Below are 24,436 nucleotides of genomic sequence, written 5' to 3' on the forward strand. Positions count from 1 at the left end.
GCGCATGCCGAATCTTAATGTGTATTGGTCGATTAGTCGTGAATTGGTAGTGATGGTTTAGCATCTACAATGCTACGATCCTACCTAGGTACTCTGAGGATTCCCGCATAAATCAGAAGATATAATAACCTGCAGTGCTTGTGTTAAAACTGAATACTTCTAAGGTGGTTAAACTCAAAGTATTTCACAAAAATAATTTCTTAAATGTGCGATCTATTTATACTTTTAGCTTATGGAAACCACAAAATCTTTACCGAACCTCAGCGCAGAAGAACAACGTGTACTGGGTGCGTTGATTGAAAAGAGCAGAACCACTCCCGATTATTATCCAATGACTTTAAACAGTTTAACTGCTGCATGTAATCAAAAAAGTGCCAGAAATCCAGTTGTAAACTATGATGAAGAGACGATAACTTTAACCTTAAATCAACTCAAAGTTAAGGGTTTAATATCCACTGCTACAGGAGGTTCAAGCCGGGCAACTAAATACAAGCACAACTTAGCCATAGTCTACCCGATTATTCCATCAGAACTGGCTATTATTTCTTTGTTGTTGTTGCGTGGGCCACTTACTCCTGGAGAAATCAACAGCAATTCAGGAAGGTTATACGAATTTGAAAGTATTGAAGAAGTATCTGAACAACTCCAGAAACTGGCCAGTGATGAGCCTGCTTTTGTAAAACAATTGCAAAAAAAACCAGGCCAAAAAGAGGCGAGATTTATCCATTTATTGGGAGAATATATTGAAACCACAGATGAAAGTACTGTTTCAATAGTTGTTCAGCATAGCGATTTAGAAGAACGAATTGTAAAATTAGAACAAGAGGTGGAAGAGTTGAAAGAGCTTGTTAATCTTTTGATGGACAAATAAAAAATATGAGGCTTAAGCCTCATATTTTTTAAAGATTGTACTGGCGGTATGCCCGCCGAAACCAAAAGTGTTGTTCAATACATAATTGATTTCCTTTTTAACCGGTGTACCTAAAACGATATTTAAACCTGTAGGGATATTATCATCTATATTTTGTGTATTAATAGTTGGCGGAACTATTCCGTCTTGAATAGCTAATATACTGATGATGCTTTCTACTGCACCTGCAGCGCCTAATAAATGTCCAGTCATTGATTTGGTTGCTCCAACAAGTACGTCTGATTCTCCGAAAACAGTTTTTACTGCTGTTAGTTCGCTAATGTCGCCTAAACCAGTAGACGTTGCATGTGCATTGATGTAATCGATCTGATCTGCCGAGATTTTAGCATCATTTAAAGCTTTTTTCATTCCCAAAGTAGCACCAATACCATCAGGTGGTGTACCTGTTAAATGATAAGCATCTGCAGCCATACCCCCACCCACAATTTCGGCATAAATTTTAGCACCGCGTTTCAAGGCATGATCCAAATCCTCCAGAATGAGCGCACCAGCACCTTCACCCATTACAAAACCGTCTCTTTCCACATCAAATGGACGGGAAGCCTTTTCTGGTTCGTCATTTCTTTTGGATAAAGCCTGGGCGGCACTGAAACCACCTACCGAAGCCTCAGTAATAGCAGCTTCTGAACCACCAGCAACCATAATCGTTGCTTTTCCTAACCTAATGGTGTCGAAAGCACTGATAATTGCAGTATTAGACGATGCGCATGCAGAAACCGTGCAATAGTTTGGCCCACGCAACTTGTGGCGAATAGAAATAACACCTGCTGCAATATCTACGATCATTTTCGGAATAAAAAACGGGCTGAAACGTGGCGTTCCATCACCAGCGTTAAACTCTTTCAGCTGTTGCTCAAAAGTGCTGATACCGCCATTACCTGTTGCCCAGATTACCCCTACTTCTGCAAGTTCATCATCGGTCATGGCCTGAAAATCTAGTCCTGCATCTGTAATCGCCTGATCACTCGAAGCTACCGCGTACTGTGTAAATACATCAAACTTACGCTGTTCCTTTTTATCAAACAGTTCATCTGCATTAAAACCCTTTACTTCCGCTGCAAAGTGTGTTTTGAATTTACTCGTATCAAATTTCGTTATTGGGCCAACACCGCTCTTACCCGCTAATATGTTCTTCCAAAATTCGCTTACTGTATTTCCCAGGGGGGTGATGGCCCCCAGGCCTGTTACTACTACTCTTTTCATTTCTAATTAGATTTGAGATAGGAGACATGAGAAGTCGATCAGTTTTACTGACCAGCCCCTACTCATGGCTCAAATCAATTTGGCGGCGCAATAATACGGCTTTATCTGCACTACATTGACATAACCTTTATTTTTTACAGTCCTGAGATATAGTACGCTGCCGTTTAATAATTTTAAGCCACAAACATTAAAATGTGGTTAGGCACCCTTCCACATAACGTGCACTACATAAACCCCTCAACATATTTATACATATAGGACACCAAGCTTTGCTGGGAGAAAAACAGAGGCTAAGTTATTAGACAACCCTATTCCATATTTTCCATTCTACCCCTTACTCCGCAGTTTCGGCTCTTTGACTGTTCATTACTTTCAATGCTTCAGCCGGCGACTTCAAAAACAATTCATAAATGGCTGCTGTATCACCTACCCTAATCTCAAACTCATCCGCTGCCAAACCTTTGATAAATTCTTCGGCAACCACATCTGGTTTTATACCTCTATGACCGCCAATTTCTTTCGAAAATTCGGTATCTACCAAAGGAGGCATTAATTCAAATACTTTAATATTGCTATCTGCCAAAGCTAATCTCAATGAAGTGCTGTAAGAATGTAGTGCCGCTTTGCTTGCAGCATATGTAGGCAATAATATACCGGGTACATAAACTACAATGGATGAAACATTTACAATGGCAGCCTCAGATTGTTGTTTTAAAACCGGCAGCAATTTTTGATTTAAGCGAATGATAGATAAATAATTGGTCAGCATTTCATCTTCTGCAATTGCAGCAGTATCTGTATTTTCATCTGCAAGGCTGTGAACAACCGCTCTACCCGCATTATTGATCACTAAATTCAATCCTGGATAATCCGCTTTAACCTTAGTAACCAACTGATCAATTTCTTCAGGCTTACTAACGTCAAATGGAATGGTTACTACCTTGGATAGTCCTTCAGCTGCTTTATTTAGTCTATCCTGGTTTCTTCCGGTAATGATTACCTTGTTACCCAATGCAGATAATTTAGAGGCTATAGACAGACCTATTCCGGCAGTACCGCCAATTATTAATACGGTGTTTTGTGAAGTTTTCATGATTATGATTTATTTAAATATTAAATTATATATTAATATACCAATCGGTATATTTTTAGTTAGAAAAATTACTGGAGCTGTGTAATGTATTTTTTCAAAGAATCCATGATTAAATCCCAGTGCGCTTCGCTTGCTGTTAACCGCGATAGCATAATTGCACCTTCAATCATTGCAATCATCGTTAATGCTACCTGTTCTGCATTGGTATCTCTAGCGATTTCATTTTGGGCAACCCCTTCCTTAACCAAATTGGTCAAGCGTTTTTTCCAATCTAAAACCGCTCCCAATACGCGTTTACGCAGTTCAGGATGTGTATCATCTGCTTCGATAGCAGTATTCAATAGTGGACATCCCCCTTCTGGCAAAACATTGGATAATAAAGTCTGGTATAAGCCAGCATAAACCAGTAGCTTTCCTGTAATCGTTTTTTCCTGGGCCATAGCCTTTATTACCGCAGCAGTCATTTTATCTTTATTGTAATCAAATGCTGCCAGTGCTACCTCATCTTTGTTAGCGAAGTTACCATACACACTTCCCTTGGTTAAACCAGTAGCAGCGGTTATATCATTTAAGGATGTGCCTGCGTACCCCTTTACATTAAAAATAGGGGCTGTTTGCTCTACAATAAATTTACGCGTCTTTTCTGCCTTCGTCATGTCTAACTGATTTAACAGTACAAATATATACCGATCGGTATAATTATTTATCATCTCAATCTAATTTTAAAGTTTAAGTTTGAATTTTGTAACTTTGAATTATGAGCACTGTAGAATCCCTATCTGATTTTTATCAAAAGAAGTTTAGTTTCCTGCCCGATAACCTGCAAAAAGATGTGGGGCATTTTAACGTTTTCAGGCTAGAAGACTGTGTTGGCGACAATAAGACACCAATTGCTTACAGCAGGCGGGATTTTTATAAGATTGCTTTAAACCGGGGACATAATATCTACCATTATGCTGATAAAAGTATTGAAGTTAACGGTACAGCGCTGATATTCTTTAATCCACTAGTTCCCTACACCTGGGAATGCGCAAGTGGAAATGTATCAGAAGTCAATGGTTTCTTCTGCATTTTTACGGAGGCATTTTTTTCAGAAAAAATCCGGGGAAGCTTAAGCGAACTCCCTATGTTTTCTGTGGGTGGGAAGCCTGCATACATCCTTGATAATAAGCAAGATGAACAGGTTGCCGGTATATTTTTAAAAATGCTCGGGGAAATTGATACCGATTACATTTATAAATATGACCTCTTACGCAATTATGTAAATGAAATTATTCATTTTGCCTTAAAAACCCAGCCGGCAGAATCATTATATAAACATCCTGATGCAAACTCAAGAATAACTTCCGTATTTGTGGAGCTATTAGAAAGGCAATTTCCGATTGAAAGTCCGGCACAACGCTTCTCTTTACGTTCTGCAAAAGACTTTGCCAATCAGCTTTCTGTTCATGTAAATCACCTGAACAGGGCCATTAAGGATACTACCGGTAAAACCACCACCAACCACATTGCAGACCGACTACTAGCCGAAGCTAAAGCTTTACTAAGGCATACAGACTGGAATATTTCTGAAATTGGGTACTGCCTGGGCTTTGAAGAACCCACCCATTTCAACAACTTTTTCAAAAAACAAACCAGCTTAAGTCCTACCGCCTTCAGAATTGTTTGAATTTCGTAACCATTAGTTTGATTAACGTAATAACTCAGGCGATTAGCTGCTGTAACTTTGTCTTAACAAAAAAGATAAAATTATGGACAAGAAAAAAGTTTGGTTTATTACGGGAGCTTCCAAAGGCTTGGGATTATCTTTAGTTAACCAATTATTAAAAGCAGGGCAGTTTGTTGCAGGAACATCCAGAAATATAGCAGCCCTGACCAGCGGTGTAAACGCTCCAACCGAAAAGTTTTTAGCCCTTACGGTTGATCTGGCTAACGATAAAAGTGTTGAAGATGCCATTAAAGCTACTGTAACCAAATTTGGAAAAATAGATGTTGTGATCAATAACGCAGGTTACGGTATTGGAGGCAGCATTGAAGAACTTACAGACACCGAAACCAGAACGGCTTTTGATGTAAATGTTTTCGGTACGCTGAACGTAATCCGCCATGCCATGCCTTATTTAAGGAAACAACGTTCAGGGCATATTATCAACATTGCCTCTATTGCAGGGATCGCAGGGGCAACAGGATGGAGTGTTTATGCTGCAGCTAAATCAGCTGTGATTGCGCTATCTGAAGTTCTAGCTGAAGATGTTAAGGACTTTGGCGTAAAAGTTACCGCTGTAGCGCCTGGGGCATTTAGAACCAGCTTCTTAAAGGCCGAATCGCTCGAATTAGCGAAAAACCCGATCCAGGATTATGAGGCCGTACGAAATACGCACGACAGGTACCTTAAAATGGATGGCACACAAACCGGAGATCCGGAAAAAGCGGCTGCTGCCATGATAGCCTTGGTTGCTATGCCTGAACCTCCTCTTCATTTATTGCTAGGCCAGGATGCCTTAGATCGTGCAAATACCAAAATTCAATCTTTAGAAAAGGAATTTCAAAACTGGAAGGCGATAACAATTTCTACAGGTTTCGATTACTAATAGGTTGTGGCTTACTTATCTGTTACCAGTAATAGCGTATATCCCGATACGCGCCCTGATGCACATTTAAAAAACCAGTAACGAGGATTTCGCACCCAAACTCATAATACGTACCCCTTAACCCCACAATACATTTTAAACATCGGTTGTAAATTGAAAGTTATTGGTCATTATGCAAAGGCATTTTAACCGCTAACCCACAGCCAGCAACCCAAAATACTATTAACATGGAAAATCAAAAAGTATGGTTCGTAACCGGAGCCTCAAAAGGCCTGGGCTTAACCTTAGTTAAAAAACTATTAAACAGCGGAAACAGTGTAGCTGCCACATCAAGAAGTTTAACAGACTTACAAAAAGCAGTTGGAGATCATCCTAATTTTTTACCACTTTCTGTAAACCTAGTGGATGAGAACAGCGTAGAAACAGCTGTTCGTGAAACCATTAGCAAATTTGGCAGAATAGATGTAGTGGTAAACAATGCAGGTTATGGAATGCTTGGCGCACTGGAAGAATTAAGTGACCAGGAAGCGAGAGCGAATTTTGACATCAATGTATTTGGCGCTTTAAACATGATTAGAAAAGTCCTTCCTCAGCTCCGCAAACAAAAATCAGGACATATTTTCAACATTTCTTCTATTGGTGGCTTTACAGGTAATTTCCCTGGATTCGGTATATACTGTGCAACCAAGTTCGCGGTAAGTGGTTTTACCGAATCGCTTGCGGCGGAGGTTAAATCGTTCGGTATCAAAGCAACTGTAGTTGAGCCAGGATATTTCAGAACAGATTTCCTTTCTTCTGGTTCATTAGCCGTACCAAACTCGGTTATTGAAGATTACAGGGAAGTGCGTGAATCTCAGGATGCACACCAAAATCAAATCAACAACCAACAACCCGGTGATCCTGAAAAAGGTGTTGATGTGATTATCGCAGCTGCAGCGGCTGAAAACCCTCCGTTGCATTTATTTCTGGGTGCAGATGCCTATCAGCTGGCCGAAGACAAGATTACTGCGATAAAGCAAGACCTTGCTGACTGGAAAGCATTGGCTACCAATACGCATTTTATTTAGTCCTATCTAGACATCGGAGATTAAAATCTCCGATGTCTATGAAGTTTTTTTCCATTTAATTGAGCAGCCGACAGCTTTGGTCGACACCACAGCGGGTTTCTTGCCTGATGACAATTCATTTATCGCATTTTTTACGTAAGTGATTTTACTGTTACTCTGTTCTTCAGGGTCATTATCTATAGCACCAATATATTCTACTACATTTCCTTGTTTGGTTTTCTGCAGTACAAATACATGAGGTGTTTTGGTAGCGCCAAACTGCCTGGTAACAATATGATCGGGGTCTAACAAATATGGAAAACTAAAATTCTTTTGCCTGGCTAAAGCCTGCATTTTCTCAAAGCTTTCATTAGGAGCCACACCGGCATCATTTGGATTGATGGCAATAACAGGATAGCCCTTTGCGGCATAAGCTTGATTTAATGCTGCGATCCGCTCCTGATAGGCTTGAGCTACAGGACATGTATTGCAGGTAAAGACCACAACGTAACCTTTGGCATCCTTATAATTGGCAAGAGAAACTGTTTTATTGTCGATGTTTTTAAGGGCGAAATCTTTTACCACGTCCCCTACCTGATAGCCTGATGTTTGAGCAAATGAATAACCCGAAACCAGTATTAAACCAATTAAAATTAATGTTTTCATGTGATTATTTATTAAAGTTTAACCATGCAGTGTTCAATTCATCGGATGTAAATTCCCGCTCAAAAAACTGTCTCTTATCGCGCTTAATAAATAAAGTAGCAGGTATTGCTCCCGACCATTTACGATCTATTCTTTCAATATAAGCCTGTTGATCCGGCTCGTTAAGTAAAAAAACCTCTGATTGGAGCTTCTTCTCTTTAACAAAAGGAATAACTGCTTTCTGTAATTTCGATTTAAAATCCAGGCTTACCAAAAGAACTTTTACCGGTTTTTTCAAATTAGCCAGCTGAAGTTTTTCAAAATGAGGTAATTCTGCCACGCAGGGTGAACACCAGGTTGCCCAGAAATTAACTACATAGGTGGTATCTTTTCCATTGGCAACGCGCTTCTCCAACTCATCTAAACTGAGCAACTTTACTTGCCCGAAGACCGAATAAGTAATTAAAGATAAGCATATTATAAAAAACAAACGCATAATATCACAACGAAAATAAAGTTCAATTGGTTTTAACCTTTTATCAAATATGGAATTAATTTACCGATCCGGATTTGACCAACACTTTTTGATAGGCCGGAAGATTAATATCGTCTACAATTACCCCCCTATTGGTACTCGCATGAACGAAAAATCCATTGTTGAGGTAAACGCCAACATGGTCTACATCATTACCACCAAAAGAGAAGAAAACCAAATCACCCTCTTTTAAACTCCCGAAGCTCTTTTCTCTGGCAAAACGCGCCTGATCTCTCGAAATTCTTGGTAAGGTAACACCATATATTTCTTTCTCTAATAAATATGCAAAGCCTGAACAATCTATCCCATTCTTATCTAAACCACCAAAACGATATCGCACACCGGTCCAATCGTTAATAAAACGATACAATGGCTTGCTTTTTAAACTTGCCAATACATCCGCTGCCTTTGCTGCTTTATTATCAGTTCTAACTGTATATTTTCTTGTTCCGCAAGAAGATAAAAAGATCAGGAGCGCAATTAAGTAAAAGCCATATGGCTTAATGCTTAAGGTTTTATTCATATTAACTATTTTATACAAATGGCCCAAAGCCTAAAGCCCTGAGCCATTTGATTAATTTTTAATTAGCCGCTGGATTTCGTCTAGCTTTAACAATGCCTCCACAGGCGTAAGTGCATTAACATCCAGGTTATTAAGTGTATCCCGAACTTTTACCAAAACAGGGTCTTCTACAGAGAACATTTGCAATTGATAAGCCTGGTTTTGAACTTTTTTAATGCTATCCTTGATACTTTGCCCCTCCGTACGGTCGATCTCCAGTTTTTTAAGGATTTCATTGGCCCTGTGTATCAATTTAGGTGGCATACCTGCCATTTTAGCTACATGGATACCGAAACTATGTTCACTTCCACCAGGAATTAACTTTCTTAAGAAGATCACCTTATTCGACATTTCTTTCACTGAAACGTTAAAATTCTTTACCCTACCCATTGTATTTGCCAATTCATTAAGTTCGTGATAGTGGGTGGCAAATAAAGTTTTTGGTCTGGCAGTTGGGTGCTGATGTAAAAATTCGGCAATGGCCCAGGCAATAGAAATACCATCATAAGTACTTGTTCCACGGCCAATTTCATCCAAAAGAATTAAACTATCCTCTGAAATGTTATTCAAAATACTGGCTGTTTCGTTCATTTCAACCATGAAGGTACTTTCTCCGGATGATAAATTATCCGAAGCACCTACCCGGGTGAAAATTTTATCTACCAAACCAACATCTGCCGATTTCGCAGGTACAAAAGAGCCCATTTGTGCCATTAACACTATTAAACCAGTTTGCCTCAATATAGCCGACTTACCCGCCATGTTGGGCCCGGTAATGATGATGATCTGTTGCGATTCTGTATCCAGATAAACATCATTTGTGATATATTCTTGCCCTACAGGAAGTTGTTTTTCAATAACCGGGTGGCGACCGCCTTTAATATCCAGCACTTTATCCTTGCTCACTGTGGGTTTGGTATAGTGATTTTTAACTGCTAACTGTGCAAAACACAATAAGCAATCTAATTGTGCTATTAAAAACGAGTTCAGCTGAATAGGCTTAATATAACTTGCCGTTTCATACATCAGCTCATTGTACAAACGCACTTCAATTTGTTGAATTTTCTCCTCAGCTCCTAAAATCTGATCTTCATATTCTTTCAACTCTGGCGTAATGTATCGCTCAGCATTAACTAAAGTCTGCTTTCTGATCCACCCTTCCGGAACTTTATCTTTGTGCGTATGGGTAACTTCTAAATAATATCCAAAAACATTATTAAAGGCAATTTTCAAGGAAGGAATTCCCGTACTTTCCGATTCTCTTTTTTGAATCTGCACCAGGTAATCCTTGCCACCAAAAGCAATTTTACGCAGGCGATCTAATTCCTCGTCTATTCCGTCAGCAATAACATTTCCTTTAACTAACAAAGCAGGTGGTTCCGGCTGCAACTCGCGTTCTATCCTTTCGCGAATGGCCAGACATGGATTTAACTGGTCAGCTATTTTAATCAGGAAAGGATTTTTGCTCTCTGCCGCTAAATGCTTAATGGCTTCAATATGCGTTAATGCCCTTTTTAACTGAACCAGCTCTCTCGGACCAACGCGTTGAAGGCCAACCTTCGAAATTAAACGTTCTAAATCTCCTATCTGTTTAATGTGTGCTAAAAACTCCTGCTGAAGTTCGTCATGCTGAACAAAAAACTCTACCATCCCTAAACGTTCCTGGATGGGTTTAAGCTCCTTCAATGGCATAATAATCCATTTTTGAAGCAAACGTGCACCCATTGGGGTACAGGTATGGTCTAATATGTTAAAGAGGGTAACAGCGTTGTCATTATTAGAGTGAACCAGTTCTAAGTTGCGAATGGTAAAACGATCCAACCACATGTACCGGTCTTCTTCTATTCTGCTAATTGAGGTAATGTGCTGCAAATTACGGTGTTCTGTTTCGCCTAAATAATGTAAAACTACCCCTGCGGCAACTATTCCACTTTGCAAACGGTCAATACCAAAGCCTTTTAGCGAACTAACCTCAAAATGTTTGGTTAATGTTTCATTGGCATAATCAGTGGTATAAGGCCATTCATCCAGTCCGAAAGTATAGAACCGGTCGCCAAACTGTTCCATAAAAACCTGTCTTTTAGACTTTTGAAAGATAACCTCCGTTGGTTTAAATCCTTGTAAAAGCTTATCTATATAATCAGCATTACCCTGGGCAATCAGGAATTCCCCTGTAGAAATATCCAGAAAGGATACCCCAATCTGCGTTTTATCGAAAAAAACAGAAGCTAAATAATTATTGGATTTTTGGTTGACAATATTATCCCCATACGCTACACCAGGCGTAACCAATTCTGTTACACCACGCTTAACAATGGTTTTGGTTGCTTTAGGGTCTTCTAACTGATCGCATATAGCTACGCGCTGTCCGGCCCTAACCAATTTAGAAAGGTAATTATCTAAAGAATGGTGCGGAAAACCAGCCAGCTCAAGTGCACCACCATTTGGACCAGTACCCCTGCGGGTAAGCACTATACCTAAAATCTGTGCGGTTTTTACGGCATCTTCGCCAAAGGTTTCATAAAAATCTCCTACTCTAAACAATAACAATGCACCGGGATACTTCGCCTTAATCGCGTTGTACTGTTGCATTAATGGGGTTTCCTTATTCGTATCTTTAGCCAAAACTGAAATTAATTTTCAAAAGCTATAAAGATAGCATGATTATGCATTGTACAGCGTTTTTGTTGAAAAGTTGAAAGATTGTTTATATTGTTGGATGGGTTTGATAGTTAATTGGTCACTGGTCATTGGTCATTTGTCATTGGTCATTGGTTAGGCTACAGCACCCAACGTTCATTCAATCATTCATTCTCAATCAATCATACTCCTCCACTGTCATCCTGAGCTTGTCGAAGGGCAATCAACCCTTCTATCATTCACTCCTCTCCACTGTCACCCTGAGCTTGTCGAAGGGCACTCTATCATTTTATCACTCACTCCTCCTCTCTCATCCTATGCTTATCGAAGGCCATGCTATCCTTCTTTCACGCACTCCTCCACTGTCACCCTGAGCTTGTCAAAGGGCACTCTATCATTTTATTACTCACTCCACCACTGTCACCCTGAGCTTATCGAAGGGCATTCAATCGCTCTCCCATACTCCACCACTGTCACCCTTAGCTTGTCGAAGGGCATGCTATCATTTCCTTTCTTATAACCATTCTAAATATCAGGATGTTCATTGAATTAACATAAGCTTAAATTATAAGCAACATGCACAACGTAGGTTTGTCTTCAACGGAAAACAAAACTATGAACACTTTATTACTGAAAAAGAAAACCCTTGCCCTGTCTTTAGCGGCTTTTGTAGCTTCGGCGGTTGTGATTACGGCCTGTAAGAAAAATAACAACGAAGAAGAACAACCAACCACTACACCTATCACTTTAAAGGACTACTCAGTTAATCCTTCGCTGATCAAAACCATGCCCGGATTTGAGGCTTTAAACATTACAACACTAATCAGCTCGGATGATGTGCTATCAGAATCGCCGAATTTCATCTTTGGTGCACAGCCGGATGGTGCAGGGATCATCAAAAACCCTGCGGGAGATGGCTTCATCATGATCAACAATCACGAGATATTACAATCTGTATCCAGGGTTTACCTCGATAAAAACTTCAAACCTGTTAAAGGAGAGTACATTGTTGATTCGGACGGTGGAATGACCAGGTTATGTTCTGCAACCATGGCTACTCCAGAGGAGCATGGTTTCGCTAAACCAATATTTTTAACCGCAGGTGAAAGTGGTGCAGAGTCTATGATCCATGCTATAGATCCCCTGGCAGCCGCCGACAAGAAAAACAACCAGCGTACCCTTAGTGCTTTAGGAAGATGGAGCGCTGAAAATGCGGTACCCCTACCTAAAGGTGCCTTCGAAGGTAAAACCGTGATCTTAATCGGTGAAGATGAATCGGACGGCCAACTAGCCATGTATGTTTCTAATACCCAAGGAGATCTTCAAAATGGTAAGCTTTATGTGATGAAACGCAGCAACAATGACCCTATCGAAACCAACATGAGTAAAGGACAGAGTTATGACGTAGAATTTGTAGAACTGGATAACGTAAAAAGTAGTACAGGTGCGCAGCTTCAACAACAAACCATCGATAAAAAAGCGCTCATGCTTGCACGCGTAGAAGATATCGACTACAGAAAAGGGAATGCTGCAAATGGCAGAGAAGTGTATTTCACCGCTACAGGTGTTAGTCAGGGAGATAAAATTACTCCCGTTAGCGGCAAAACCATGTGGGGCCGTGTTTATAAGCTGGTATTGGATGCTACCAATCCATTAAAAGGAAAGCTCGAAGTGGCAGTTGATGGAAACGACAATCCAGGTAAAAGCATTGTAAATCCCGACAACCTATGTGTAACTGAAAACTACGTTTACATCCAGGAAGATGGTGATTCGTTTTATAAAAACAACGATCACGATGGTACAATCTGGCAATTTTCGATGTCTTCGAAAACATTGAAGCCTATGCTACAAATGAACCACAGAAGAACGGATGCTACATTCAATACGAAGTACAATCCTGCCAACAGTACGCAATTAAGCACCTGGGAATATGGGGCAATGTATGATGTTTCAGCTTTAACCGGTATTCCAGAGACTTTTATTGTCAACATCCACCCGCACACCTGGACCAGCGACAAGTATAAAAATGCTGACGGCGGTAGCACACGTTTAGTTAATAACAGCGAAGGCGGACAAGTTGTGATCGTACGTGGAGTAGCTAAGTAATATTCATTTTTCCTATGAAATCCTTCCCGGCATTTGTTGGGAGGGATTTCCCTTTTTACTTCCTTAATGACAAACTCATTTTCAGTACGCAGACAACATTTATTGTTGATACTCATTTTAGCCATTCCGATGTTATTGGGTATTTTCTGTAAAATGGATCAACCCATAAAAGCAGAAAAAGCCAAAGTAAATTTTAAAAACCAAGTTTTAGTACTGCAACAGACATTAGATAGGGACCTACAATCTGCAATTGCTAAGGGTGATCCAGCTGCTACAAAAAAAGCCTTTCTTGAGCTCCGAAGTGAGTACAAGTGGATAGAATATTATATCGAATATTTCTTCCCTTCTACCGCATTAATGCTTAATGGGGCACCAATAGACGAAATTGAATTGGGTGAAAACCTGGTTGAAAGTCCTGCAGGTTTGCAAGTAATGGAAGAACTTATCTATAATGATGCTTTTGCGGAAAACAAGGCTGAGTTATTGAATGAGGTTAAAAAGATGCGGTTGAATCTTGAAAGGGTTTTGCGTTATAATGAACAATATACGGTTACAGATGCTCAGCTTTTTGATGCGGCCAGACTGGAAATTTTTCGCATTACCAGTTTAGGAATTTCGGGGTTTGATACACCTGCAGCATTGCAATCTATCCCCGAAGCAGGATCGGCACTCTGGGGTATAAAGCAGCTAATGTCATTGTATGGGGATGATGAAACGAATAACCTCATTGAAAAAGCCATTACCTATCTGAGCAGGAACCCTGATTTTAATCAGTTTGACCGTTTAGCTTTTATAACCGGATACCTGCAGCCGGTAAGCAAAGCAATAAACAATTTACGCAAAAACCTGGAAATCAGTACCACTGCCAGTGGATCTACCCTAAGAGATGATGCTATTGATTTATTTGAAGTTCAAGCCTTTAACCTGAACGGTTTTGTTGGCAATGCTACTGCTTATATCAGTAAAGAGAAGATTCTTTTGGGAAAAAAACTATTCAACGACCCTATTCTCTCTAACCAGGGCAACCGAAGCTGCGCAAGTTGTCATCATGAAGGAAAAGCCTTCAGCGATGGCCTCCAAAAAGCAGCCGCAATGACCCAGGGCAAATATTTGACGAGAAATACGCCAACGTTAACTTATGCAGGTTTGCAACGGGGCTTCTTTTATGATCTAAAAGCAGGTACATTAGAAGATCAGGCATTAGATGTAGTTCACCATAAGCAGGAAATGGATGGTTCTCTTGATGAAGCCACTAAAAGAATTAATCAATCAAACATTTACCGTAAAGAGATAAGCAGTGCTTATCAAAACAAAAATGGTGATGTTGATTCCTGGAAAATTCAGCATGCGCTGGCCAGTTATATTCGCTCCCTCTCTCCTTTTTCTTCAAAATTTGATGCTTACATGAGGGGAGATAAAACCCAATTGAGTGCATCAGAAAAGAAAGGATTTAACTTATTTATGGGCAAAGCCAGGTGCGGGAGTTGTCATTTTGCACCCATATTTAATGGTACACAAGCACCATTGTTTGCTAAAAGTGAGGCTGAAGTATTGGGTGTACCAAATCAACCAGATACCATTAACGCCAGGGTTGATACAGACTTAGGAAGGTATACCCTATACAACTATCCACAGTATAAATATGCCTTTAAAACACCTACACTACGCAACATCACCAAAACCGCACCTTACATGCACAATGGGATATATCAATCTTTAGAACAGGTATTAGACTTTTATAATCGTGGCGGAGGTATGGGAATTGGTATACACTTAGAAAACCAAACCCTTTCTGCTGATCCTTTGAATTTGACCAAAGCAGAAATTAAGGAGATTATTTCATTCCTGCATACACTTGAAGACAGAAATTAGTTCATTGGGCAGTGGTTCATTTGTTGAATTTAATGTCGAACCATTGAAAAAAATATAAGTAATAAGGAGTTCGCTCCCCTAAGCTTCAATGTTCTTATATTTCTTAAATGGTAAAAGCGCGCGTTTAATATACAACCATATAAGCCATGTAAGAAAATATAAGTGATGAGTTAAAGCTGTTCGATGTACCTTAAAAACAGCTCCATAGCTTTTTTGCGATCAGGAGTTACTTCAAACTGTAGCTTATGGTATAGATAATCTTCAAGGTCAAAATTAGGAGTTACAGGCAATGATTCCAGTACCTCTTTCCGATGATCTAAGCCAAACTTAAGCGCAGCATTCAATTCAGCTTTAAAAGACTGATCTATTTCTTTATTGGCTACCCAGGCAGCATACATAAATGGCAATCCGGTAAGGTTTTTCCATTCCTCTCCCATATCGTAAGCGTAGGCATAATCTTCTTTTTTCCCAAAAGTTCTGTCGCCGATCAGAACAATGGCATCTGTTTCTGCCGATTGATCCGTAGTAAACTCAACTTGCTGTTTCCAGTAAAATTTGAGTAAAACCTTTGCCAGGTTATTAGAAGTACGTGAATGTGCATCTAATTTCAAGGTTTTAATCTCAGCTGCAGGAACACTACTAAAAATAAATACAGAATTTACACCACCATCACTACCAATACAGTAATCGGCTACAATGTTCGCATTTGGAACTAATGGAATAGCAGCAACAGGCATCAAACCGATATCTACCTGTCCGTTAATTACTTTAGCCGCACAATCTGAAGGAATATCTAAACTTAAATCTATCTTATCTATTATGGGAGCGTGTTCTAAGCCGTAAATAAAGGCTTTTGTATTGGTATAGGCTACTGCCGAGATTCTAATTTTATTCAAGGTAATATTTAATTGTAATAATGAGTGGATGCGAAAATGCCTGAAGGCACAACTGTCTTAATCCTTATTTTTTAATCATTTCCGGCTACCAGTCCATCCAAATGAATCACATTATTGAATTCTAAAACACTAAACTGCCCGTTTTCAAATCCAATTTTATAAAGCACCGTATTTTGATGAGGGAACTCTGTCATTTCGCTTAGCGGTTTATTCAATAATAAACACAAAAAAACACGCATTGCCCTACCGTGCATACACAATAAAACCGTTTTTTCTTCTGGCCGGTTCATTAAAACCTGCATCGGTTCTTTTAATCGGTCGTAAACATCCTGTACACTCTCTCCTCCCTCAAAATGAGCAGTATAATCGCCATGTTGCCAGGTTTCGAGCATTGCACGGAAAGCTTCACGAGAAGCTTCTGTATTGGGTTTTCCTTCCCAAACACCCCATGCCAATTCATCAAGCCCCGTAAGTTGCTCCCAGTCTAGTTTCGAATCGATAAACTTTTGGACGGTTTGCCAGGTACGCTTTAAAGATGAAGTATAAATTTTATCGAAAGGAATAGTTTTATATGTCTGATAAAACGCCTCTGCCTGTGCTCTTCCGGTATCATTGAGGTCGGAGTTAATTCCCCTGCCTTGCACTATCCCTTGCCTGTTTAATTCTGTTTCTCCGTGACGAATGATGTATATCTGCTTCATGTATTAATGAGTGAATGACCGAATGATTGAATGATAGAATGAGTAAGTGATAGAATGAGTGAATGCCTGAGCATTTAATTCACTACCGGCAACTTATAATACTGCGGTTTTTTCTCCTCTTCAAACACTACATTTTCGAAGTCAGTTACAACATTATATAAAGTATCTCTTTCTATTGCTTTTCTGCCCACTTGCTTAATTAAATTAACCAGTTCGCGGGTACTCATGGCTGGTGTTTGCTCCTCCGCTCCTGCCATAGAATAAATTTTGGTGGTATCATCTAATGTACCATCAATATCATCTACTCCATAGTTTAAGGAAAGCTGAGCCGTTTCTCTGCTGATCATTGCCCAATAAGCTTTAATGTGATCAAAATTATCCATATAAATCCGGGCGATGGCATAGTTCCTTAAATCCTCAATAACAGAAGATTCTGCAACATTTGACATCTGATTGTGTTGGTTCCTGAATTTGAGCGGAATAAAAGTTTGAAAACCACCAGTCCTGTCTTGTAACTCACGCAGTTTTTCCATATGATCTACCCGATGTTTAAATTCTTCGATGTGGCCATAAAGCATAGTTGCATTACTTCTCATGCCCAATTTGTGCCACTCTTCATGAATAGCTAACCACTGCTCCCCTGTGCACTTATCTTTGGCAATTTGCTCTCTGATTTCTGGATGGAAGATTTCTGCACCACCACCTGGCATCGATTCCAGGCCTGCTTCCTTCATCATATTCATACCGGTGGCATAATCCACTTTGGCTTTCTTAAAGATGTAATGATATTCTACCGGTGTTAAAGCTTTAACATGTAAATCAGGACGATGATCCTTAATGGCTGTAAACAGTTTCATATAAAAATCCATATCGTACTGAGGTAAAACACCTCCCACAATATGTACTTCAGTTACAGGTTCGGTATCGTATTTTTTTACGATATCAAGCATCTGATCCATCGTTAGCGCCCAGCCCTCTTCTTTTTGTTTAATTAAGCGGGAATAAGAACAGAATTTACAATCGTAAACACATAGATTGGTGGGCTCTAAATGAAAATTACGGTTAAAATAGGTTTTATCACCATGTTTTTGTTCCCTGATATAATTGGCTAAAACCCCTAAATAGCCGAGTTCGGCATTTTCATAAAGATAAACACCTTCATCAAAAGTGATCCGTTCCTGCTTAAGAACTTTTTGTGCTATGTTTTGTAACTCAGTTGATAATGAAGTATCAGCTAATATCTTTTCAACCTGCTCAGTTGTATTCATTCCTGATTATTTTGAACAAAAATACAATAATGAGCGGATTTGAAAATCATTTTCTTGTAACAAACCGCTATTTATAGGCTTTCTATTAAAGATAATGCTGTTTTTTAGCTTTAGATCAAACAACAACATGACTGGAGGCCATAACCGCGCAAATATCCAGTATGGCCGTGTAAAGGCAAACCCAATAAAAAGTATAAAGTTAAATTTTGTTAATATTTGCATTAGGACAAATTACAGCTATAGATTAACTGAAATTTTAGTTATTATTGTTTCTTGTCAACAAGACAATTAAACTACGCCACTCAAATTAATCTATGAAACGCTTTAAGCATTTATGCGCATTGGCATTTATTTGCCTTGTTCACCTCTCAGCATCTTCTCAGGAAGCTAAAATCGACAGTTCGCAAACCATTACCTTAAGAATAGATCCCCAGAACGCCCGGGGAGCAGCGGTTTCGCAAATTTTTGACGACGTAAAATTCATCCCCTTAGAAACCACAAAGGAAAGTTTATTTGGAAATATTGCTCAGCTTAAAGTCTCCGGAGATAAATTTCTGATATATGACTATGATACCCGTTCGGTATTGGTTTTTGATAAATCCGGAAAGTACATCACAAAAATTGATGCCGCTAAATTACAAACCGATAAGGCCGACAAGCAAAAAGCCGAGAGCCACGGCTTTACCTTACATAATGAGGCTGGGACTGAATATATTGTTATCTACACGCCCAATAACATGCAGTTTTTCACATTGGATGGAAAATTTGTAAAAAAAGTAAAGGAAATTAAAGATGCGAGCGGATTATCCTTCCAAAACGGAGAAACAGAAATCAAGCCTTTCCTGAGCATTAAGAAGGGAAAGGATAGTACTTTTTATAAAGTTGCGACCATAAATAAGAAAACTAAAGATACACTGGCCTATTTTAAGGTAGATCTGAAAATTTTTGAAAAAGACGACTGGTTCGGTGATGCCACAGTAAGTAAATACAATGATAATGAAGCCTTCTTTACTGATTTCTACACTTATCGATTGTATAAACTAAAGTCTGACAAAATGGAACTTGCCTATAAATTTATTTTACCGGCAATAAACACTTTACCGAAAGATTTTATCACTAATCCTGAATATGTTAAGAAGCGTTTCGAATATTTTGAAAAAAACAAAAAAATAATCCACGGTATCGGAAAAAGCTATCTGATTGGCGATAAATTATTTCTTAAGTTTTTAAATGTTTTCTGGGATAAGGATCAGAAAAAAAGTGTTATTTACGATACCAAAACAACTGAACTCCTTTCTTTTCAGGATTTAGAGCCTGATAGTCTTTCCAGCTTTCTTCCGGTAACCGACTCGGGTTTTGGATATGACTTTGAAAACCGCGGCTTTCTGGCATTTGAAAACAAGGAGTTTTATACGAGTTATTCATCACTGGCCATGATGACTTTCAAGGAGCGCAGTGCCGGTAAAACCACTAAATACCCTCCACTACTTGAAAACTATTTCAAAGTAAGCGACCGAAAAAGCAATCCTATACTCGTCATCTTAAAACCTAAACAAAACTAAAAATATGCGTGCGCTCTTTTTTTTCTTTTTAAGCATATTCTGCTTAAAAACAGGCTACACTATAGCCCAAACTTCAGCCCCACCATCCGGAACGGTTAAGGGGATTATCAGAGATACAGTACATAACTATGTGCTTAAAGCCGCTACAGTTTCCATTTACAAGGCTGATAATACCGTACTGAATTACCAGCTTAGTAACAACTATGGTGAGTTTAAGTTCAGCAATCTTCCTCTTGATCAACCACTTCGCTTAGATATCAGCAACGTTGGCTATCAAACCCTTCAAAAGCATATAACGATTACAAAAGGTCAGCCCTTACTTGATCTTAAAACATTGGTGATCAGCCCAAAAGATATCAATCTGGAGGAAGTTACGGTAACAGTCCCACCAATTACCTACAACAATGATACTTTAGAAATTAATGCCATTGCCTTTAAGTTAGATACTAATGCTACTGTTGAGGATCTGTTAAAAAAGGTTCCAAATATAACTGTATGGGGAGATGGAATAATCACGGTGAACGGTAAAGAAGTAAAACAGCTTACAGTTAATGGAAAACAGTTTTTTGGTGCTGATAATAAAATTGCACTTCAGAACATACCTAAAAATGCTTTAGAGAAGATTCAGATTTTCAATACTGCAGACCGAAATAAACCATTAGATAGTAATCTAGTGGCTAACTTAAAACTAAAGAAGGGTAAAGCCCGCTCCTATTTTGGTAAAATAAGCGCGGGCTATGGCAGTGATAAGCATTACCAGCTTGATGGCAACCTCAATTTTAGTACCCCAAAGCTTCAGTTATCTGTTATTGGCGCATCGAACGACATTAACAAAATCCCGAATGACATCAATACACTGATTAGAAATAGTACTTACAAAGGCGTAGGAACCTCCGTAGAATATCAATCGGATTTTAGGCAGACCGGGTTAAACAAGGGAAATGTAGCAGGCGCACAAATGATCTATAATTTCACACCCGACAGCAAAGAATGGAACAACAAAAGTTCGTTAACAGCAGACTATTATTTTAAGAATCTCGAATCATCCAATCTGGGAGATTCATTTACCATCACCACAATAGCGGATGATAATCAACTTTATTCCAATAATAATTCTTCATCTTTTAACACCAGCAACAGACACAGACTTAATTCCATTTACAACTACTATAAAAAGAGTCATCGTTTAGATTTAAGCGAATCGTTCAATATTGAAAAAGGCGAAAACAACAGCACCAATATCCGCAGTGCCCAAAACAATGAGCGCCAACTTACAAGCAGCAATAATAGCGTGAGCCAGAATAATTTTAATCGTTCTGATTTTACATTCAGGGCAAATTATAGCTATCAAAATTATAATAACTGGAAACAGCGATTCAAATCTTTTGATGCTAGTTACGAGGTAAATACCCGGGACCAGGACAACTACAGAACAGAATTGACTGCGTTCAGGGATTTGTTGAATGGTGCAAACAACCGTGATTTTAACAGACGATATCAAACAGATAGCAAGAAAATCACTCAAGATATGACTTTATCATTCACAAATCTGAAATCCATCTTTTTTGGCAATAAAGATCTCAATGGCTTTGATGCAAAAATCAACGGGAAAATCAACATAAGCGATAATAGAGATCGTAATTTTATCGAAGATTATAAGACTGGACAATACCAAAAGAATGAATACCTTTCTAATAACTTGCAAACAGACCAAACAGATTTCACTCCAGAATTTACGTTGAGTAAATCTTTTCAAAAACATTTAAGTAACCGTTATTACAAAGATTTGAGGATTGATGTTGCCGTAGCGCAACAGTTTATCAATCAGAACAATCAATCAGATCGATCATTTCAAAATATTAAGAGAAGTTACCGAAACTTTGTGCCACGAATTGCAATTAATGCTTTCAATTCTCAAACGGGTAGCTATCAGCAAAACTTAACTGTTGAATACCGAACGGCTATTGTCATACCAACCATAGCGCAATTGGCACCTTTAACAGATAGTACAAACCTTTACAATTTACAAAGGGGTAATGTTAACCTCAAAGAAGAGCTAAATCGTTCAGTTAATTTGAGTTTCAGTCACTATGATACGAAAAATAAAAACACCTTAAACTTTAATTTCAATGGTTCGGCAGGAATAATAGATAATGCAATCATTGACAGTACTTTTATCGATCAGCAAAGCAGAAGAAGTGTTTATCTTACCAATTCAAACGGAAGCAAGTATGTGAACTTTGGAGGTTATCTAAGAAAGTCGGTAAAACTGAAAAACAGCGAATTACAACTTACTTTTAACACCTCTTTTAATTTTAATAAGCGTCCAACCTTTACCAACACATTGTTTAATTTCTCAAACAACACTAACACCACCAATACCATTTCAACAAGTTATACTTATAAAGATAAATTGGGTATTGAGGCTTCTGAGGCGCTTAATGTTAGCTCTTCTAAGCAGACTACGCTTGGCACGGCCTATAAAAATGTGAGCACCACCACCACATTTAGTGGCAATTACAATTTCAACAAGAAAATATCGCTCAGTAGCAATGTGAATTTCAATAACAATAACCCATCTGTAGGTGACGATATCAACTTCATCATCTGGAATGCCAATGCCACCTATCGTTTTACGAAGGGAAATAATGCGGAGATTAAATTCTCTGCCTTGGATTTATTGCGGCAAAACCGGAGTATTTCAAATTTTACAAGTACTAACAGCCTTACCACTAGTATTAGAAATGTATTGCAACAATACTTTATGGTTACCCTTTCTTACTATCCGCGTAAATTTGGAAATAACCCTGCAAAAAAATAACAGCATAAAAAAAGAGAGACTAAAATAGTCTCTCTTTTTGTTTTTCATAGGTATTTATACTAGTTAGATGCTGGCGAAAATGTCAAAACAATGTTTGCTGTTTTGCCACCAAACTCAATTGGCGATTTCATTACCATGCTTCCTTTTGAAAGTTGAGTTAAAACTAAACGATAACCTTCAGTTACATTTTTAGCTTTGTCACCTTCAAATATCTTTTTAAACTGGAAAGTTTCTTCTGATGGTGTTGCCGACCAGAAAATAGTTTGCATTACTGAACCACAAGCGCTCGATGATGGTAAGGTATAAGATCCATTGCCACTATTCGTTAATTTCCAGGTACTGCCCTGAAAACACCTATATGATTTTTCACCAAACAAACCCTGTACAGCCTGATCAGGTAATCCCTCTAAAGTAACACTGTTAAGCACCCAGGTACCTACAACCGTACCTCTACCTCCGTTAATACCAGAAGTTGCATTTTTGGTTGATGAGCAACTTTGCAACATCACCAATGTAGTACATGCTATCGCGATAGCTATAAAAAATCTTTTCATTTTAGTTTATTTTATAATTCGGCAAATTGATTACATAAATCTTGCCAAAACATTTTTACAAAGGATTTTTGCTTCAAATTGTTAAATTGCGCGCTCAAAATTTCCTTTTAAATATAAATCATCATGAAACCCGAAACCCTTGCTATTCACGCTTCTAATCTTGTAAAGAGCGCTACTGGTGACGTTACCCCTCCAATCAACTTATCGACAACATTTTTTCGCGATGAGGAAGGTGGATACCCTGGAGGACATATGTACAGTAGGGTTAGCAATCCAAACCGGTCTGCTTTAGAAAACACTGTTGCCAAACTGGAATACGGTGAAGATGCTGCTGCATTTTCTTCGGGAAATACTTCCGGAATGTCTTTATTCCAGGCACTCAAAGCAGGTAGCCATATTATTGCTCCTGATGATATGTACTGGGGTTTTAAAAAACAATTACTCACTATTTTTGCAGACACACTGGAGTTTGACTTTATCGACCAAACTGATTTAGAACTGGTTAAATCTACTATCAAACCGAATACTAAACTTATCTGGACTGAAACACCCTCTAATCCGTTATTAAAGGTTACCGATATTGAAGCAATTGCAGTTATTGCCAGGAGCAAGCAAATTACCATGGCTTGCGACAGTACATTTGCTTCACCGATTTTACAAAACCCGATCCTTTTAGGCGCCGATATCGTAATGCACAGCAGTACCAAGTATCTGGGCGGTCACAGCGATATTTTAGGCGGAATTTTAGTAACGGCTAAAAAAGATGAACTTTGGGAGCGGATAAAAAATGTACAGCAAACCGGTGGTGCTGTACCTTCCCCATTCGATTGTTATTTACTCAGCAGAAGTATAAAAACGCTTGCCTACCGCATGAAAGGCCATTGCGAAAATGGAAAGCAGGTTGCCGAATATCTTAATCAACACCCAAATGTAGAAGCTGTATTTTATCCGGGTTTAGCCAATCACCCGCAACATGAAATTGCGAAAAAACAGATGAAAGATTTTGGTGGAATGATGTCATTTCTGGTAAAAGGTGATGTAGAAACAGCTAGAAAAGTCGTAAACAAGGTAAAACTTTTCGCGCAGGCAACCAGTCTTGGTGGTGTAGAAAGCTTAATCGAGCACCGTTACTCTGTTGAAGGACCAGATAGTAAAACGCCTAAAAATTTACTCCGTATTTCCGTTGGGTTGGAGCATGTGGATGATATTATTGCTGATTTAGCGCAAGCACTTGCATTTTCATAATGGCCCCTGTGTTACAGACCATGGATTAATATCAGGAACCATGGGTTAAATTGATTGAATAAACCCTGGTTCGTTACATACGAACTATAATAATTAAGAATAATCTAAATATTCTTATTCCGTAACACATGGAACAATATCACAATCGCATTCGAACGGGAGACA

At 38.8% G+C, this 24,436-nt stretch carries 20 protein-coding genes; 9 read left to right on the forward strand and 11 right to left on the reverse strand.

Annotation, left to right across the window (positions count from 1 at the left end; genetic code table 11):
* The first annotated feature begins 232 nt into the window (after positions 1–232).
* Positions 233–871 carry a YceH family protein gene (locus ACQY77_RS02550; protein ID WP_421939555.1) on the forward strand — a complete coding sequence of 213 codons (639 nt, stop codon included), beginning with the start codon at positions 233–235 and terminating at the stop codon, positions 869–871.
* Between the two features lie 12 nt (positions 872–883).
* Here ACQY77_RS02550 and fabF read toward each other — a convergent pair whose 3' ends face one another.
* The 3 genes from fabF to ACQY77_RS02565 all read right to left on the reverse strand — a co-directional run bounded on the left by fabF (position 884) and on the right by ACQY77_RS02565 (position 3,937).
* A complete protein-coding gene (gene fabF, locus ACQY77_RS02555) occupies positions 884–2,134 on the reverse strand; it encodes a beta-ketoacyl-ACP synthase II (RefSeq protein WP_421939554.1) in 1,251 nt (416 codons plus the stop codon).
* Between the two features lie 334 nt (positions 2,135–2,468).
* Positions 2,469–3,227: an SDR family oxidoreductase gene (locus ACQY77_RS02560; protein ID WP_421939553.1), complete on the reverse strand. Its 759-nt coding sequence runs from the start codon at positions 3,225–3,227 to the stop codon at positions 2,469–2,471.
* A 68-nt stretch (positions 3,228–3,295) separates the two neighbouring features.
* Entirely contained in the window at positions 3,296–3,937 is a 642-nt protein-coding gene (locus ACQY77_RS02565) for a TetR/AcrR family transcriptional regulator (RefSeq protein ID WP_421939552.1), read from the reverse strand.
* Positions 3,938–3,984: 47 nt separating this feature from the next.
* Here ACQY77_RS02565 and ACQY77_RS02570 point away from each other — a divergent pair, with 47 nt between their 5' ends.
* From ACQY77_RS02570 to ACQY77_RS02580, 3 genes are all read left to right on the forward strand, one after another.
* On the forward strand, positions 3,985–4,896 hold the full coding sequence (locus ACQY77_RS02570) for a helix-turn-helix domain-containing protein (RefSeq protein WP_421939551.1): 912 nt from the start codon (positions 3,985–3,987) through the stop codon (positions 4,894–4,896).
* A gap of 82 nt (positions 4,897–4,978) precedes the next feature.
* A complete protein-coding gene (locus ACQY77_RS02575) occupies positions 4,979–5,818 on the forward strand; it encodes an oxidoreductase (RefSeq protein ID WP_421939550.1) in 840 nt (279 codons plus the stop codon).
* A 227-nt stretch (positions 5,819–6,045) separates the two neighbouring features.
* On the forward strand, positions 6,046–6,885 hold the full coding sequence (locus tag ACQY77_RS02580) for an oxidoreductase (protein ID WP_421939549.1): 840 nt from the start codon (positions 6,046–6,048) through the stop codon (positions 6,883–6,885).
* A 36-nt stretch (positions 6,886–6,921) separates the two neighbouring features.
* On the opposite strand, the gene ACQY77_RS02585 is transcribed toward ACQY77_RS02580, so the two are convergent.
* Genes ACQY77_RS02585 through mutS form a run of 4 tightly spaced genes read right to left on the reverse strand, consistent with a single transcriptional unit; the run spans position 6,922 to position 11,231 of the window.
* Positions 6,922–7,530 (reverse strand): thioredoxin family protein, encoded by a 609-nt coding sequence (locus ACQY77_RS02585; protein ID WP_421939548.1) that lies wholly within the window; start codon positions 7,528–7,530, stop codon positions 6,922–6,924.
* Positions 7,531–7,534: 4 nt separating this feature from the next.
* Complete coding sequence (locus ACQY77_RS02590; RefSeq protein WP_421939547.1) at positions 7,535–8,005, reverse strand: TlpA disulfide reductase family protein; 471 nt, start codon at positions 8,003–8,005, stop codon at positions 7,535–7,537.
* A gap of 55 nt (positions 8,006–8,060) precedes the next feature.
* Positions 8,061–8,567: a C40 family peptidase gene (locus tag ACQY77_RS02595; RefSeq protein WP_421939546.1), complete on the reverse strand. Its 507-nt coding sequence runs from the start codon at positions 8,565–8,567 to the stop codon at positions 8,061–8,063.
* Between the two features lie 51 nt (positions 8,568–8,618).
* The gene (gene mutS, locus ACQY77_RS02600; RefSeq protein WP_421939545.1) at positions 8,619–11,231 is read right to left on the reverse strand and encodes a DNA mismatch repair protein MutS; all 2,613 of its coding nucleotides are present in this window, start codon (positions 11,229–11,231) and stop codon (positions 8,619–8,621) included.
* Positions 11,232–11,861: 630 nt separating this feature from the next.
* On the opposite strand from mutS, the gene ACQY77_RS02605 reads away from it, so the two are divergent.
* Both ACQY77_RS02605 and ACQY77_RS02610 read left to right on the forward strand, forming a co-directional pair.
* A complete protein-coding gene (locus ACQY77_RS02605; protein ID WP_421939544.1) occupies positions 11,862–13,352 on the forward strand; it encodes a hypothetical protein in 1,491 nt (496 codons plus the stop codon).
* Positions 13,353–13,418: 66 nt separating this feature from the next.
* Positions 13,419–15,224, forward strand: a complete 1,806-nt coding sequence (locus tag ACQY77_RS02610; RefSeq protein WP_421939543.1) for a cytochrome-c peroxidase — start codon at positions 13,419–13,421, stop codon at positions 15,222–15,224.
* A gap of 170 nt (positions 15,225–15,394) precedes the next feature.
* On the opposite strand, the gene ACQY77_RS02615 is transcribed toward ACQY77_RS02610, so the two are convergent.
* The 3 genes from ACQY77_RS02615 to mqnE form a co-directional block, all read right to left on the reverse strand.
* Positions 15,395–16,120, reverse strand: a complete 726-nt coding sequence (locus tag ACQY77_RS02615) for a menaquinone biosynthetic enzyme MqnA/MqnD family protein (protein ID WP_421939542.1) — start codon at positions 16,118–16,120, stop codon at positions 15,395–15,397.
* 71 nt (positions 16,121–16,191) lie between these two features.
* Positions 16,192–16,821, reverse strand: a complete 630-nt coding sequence (locus ACQY77_RS02620; RefSeq protein ID WP_421939541.1) for a histidine phosphatase family protein — start codon at positions 16,819–16,821, stop codon at positions 16,192–16,194.
* A gap of 74 nt (positions 16,822–16,895) precedes the next feature.
* The gene (gene mqnE / locus ACQY77_RS02625; protein ID WP_421939540.1) at positions 16,896–18,089 is read right to left on the reverse strand and encodes an aminofutalosine synthase MqnE; all 1,194 of its coding nucleotides are present in this window, start codon (positions 18,087–18,089) and stop codon (positions 16,896–16,898) included.
* A gap of 314 nt (positions 18,090–18,403) precedes the next feature.
* Between mqnE and ACQY77_RS02630 the strand changes: the two genes are divergently transcribed.
* Together ACQY77_RS02630 and ACQY77_RS02635 are read left to right on the forward strand one after the other, a co-directional pair.
* A complete protein-coding gene (locus tag ACQY77_RS02630) occupies positions 18,404–19,651 on the forward strand; it encodes a 6-bladed beta-propeller (RefSeq protein ID WP_421939539.1) in 1,248 nt (415 codons plus the stop codon).
* 4 nt (positions 19,652–19,655) lie between these two features.
* Complete coding sequence (locus ACQY77_RS02635) at positions 19,656–22,472, forward strand: carboxypeptidase regulatory-like domain-containing protein (protein WP_421939538.1); 2,817 nt, start codon at positions 19,656–19,658, stop codon at positions 22,470–22,472.
* 59 nt (positions 22,473–22,531) lie between these two features.
* Here ACQY77_RS02635 and ACQY77_RS02640 read toward each other — a convergent pair whose 3' ends face one another.
* Positions 22,532–23,026, reverse strand: a complete 495-nt coding sequence (locus ACQY77_RS02640; protein ID WP_421939537.1) for a hypothetical protein — start codon at positions 23,024–23,026, stop codon at positions 22,532–22,534.
* A gap of 123 nt (positions 23,027–23,149) precedes the next feature.
* On the opposite strand from ACQY77_RS02640, the gene ACQY77_RS02645 reads away from it, so the two are divergent.
* A complete protein-coding gene (locus ACQY77_RS02645) occupies positions 23,150–24,271 on the forward strand; it encodes a trans-sulfuration enzyme family protein (protein ID WP_421939536.1) in 1,122 nt (373 codons plus the stop codon).
* The last annotated feature ends 165 nt before the right edge of the window (positions 24,272–24,436 follow it).

It is taken from the genome of Pedobacter sp. (genome assembly GCF_965279535.1).
In the GTDB taxonomy this organism is placed as follows: domain Bacteria; phylum Bacteroidota; class Bacteroidia; order Sphingobacteriales; family Sphingobacteriaceae; genus Pedobacter.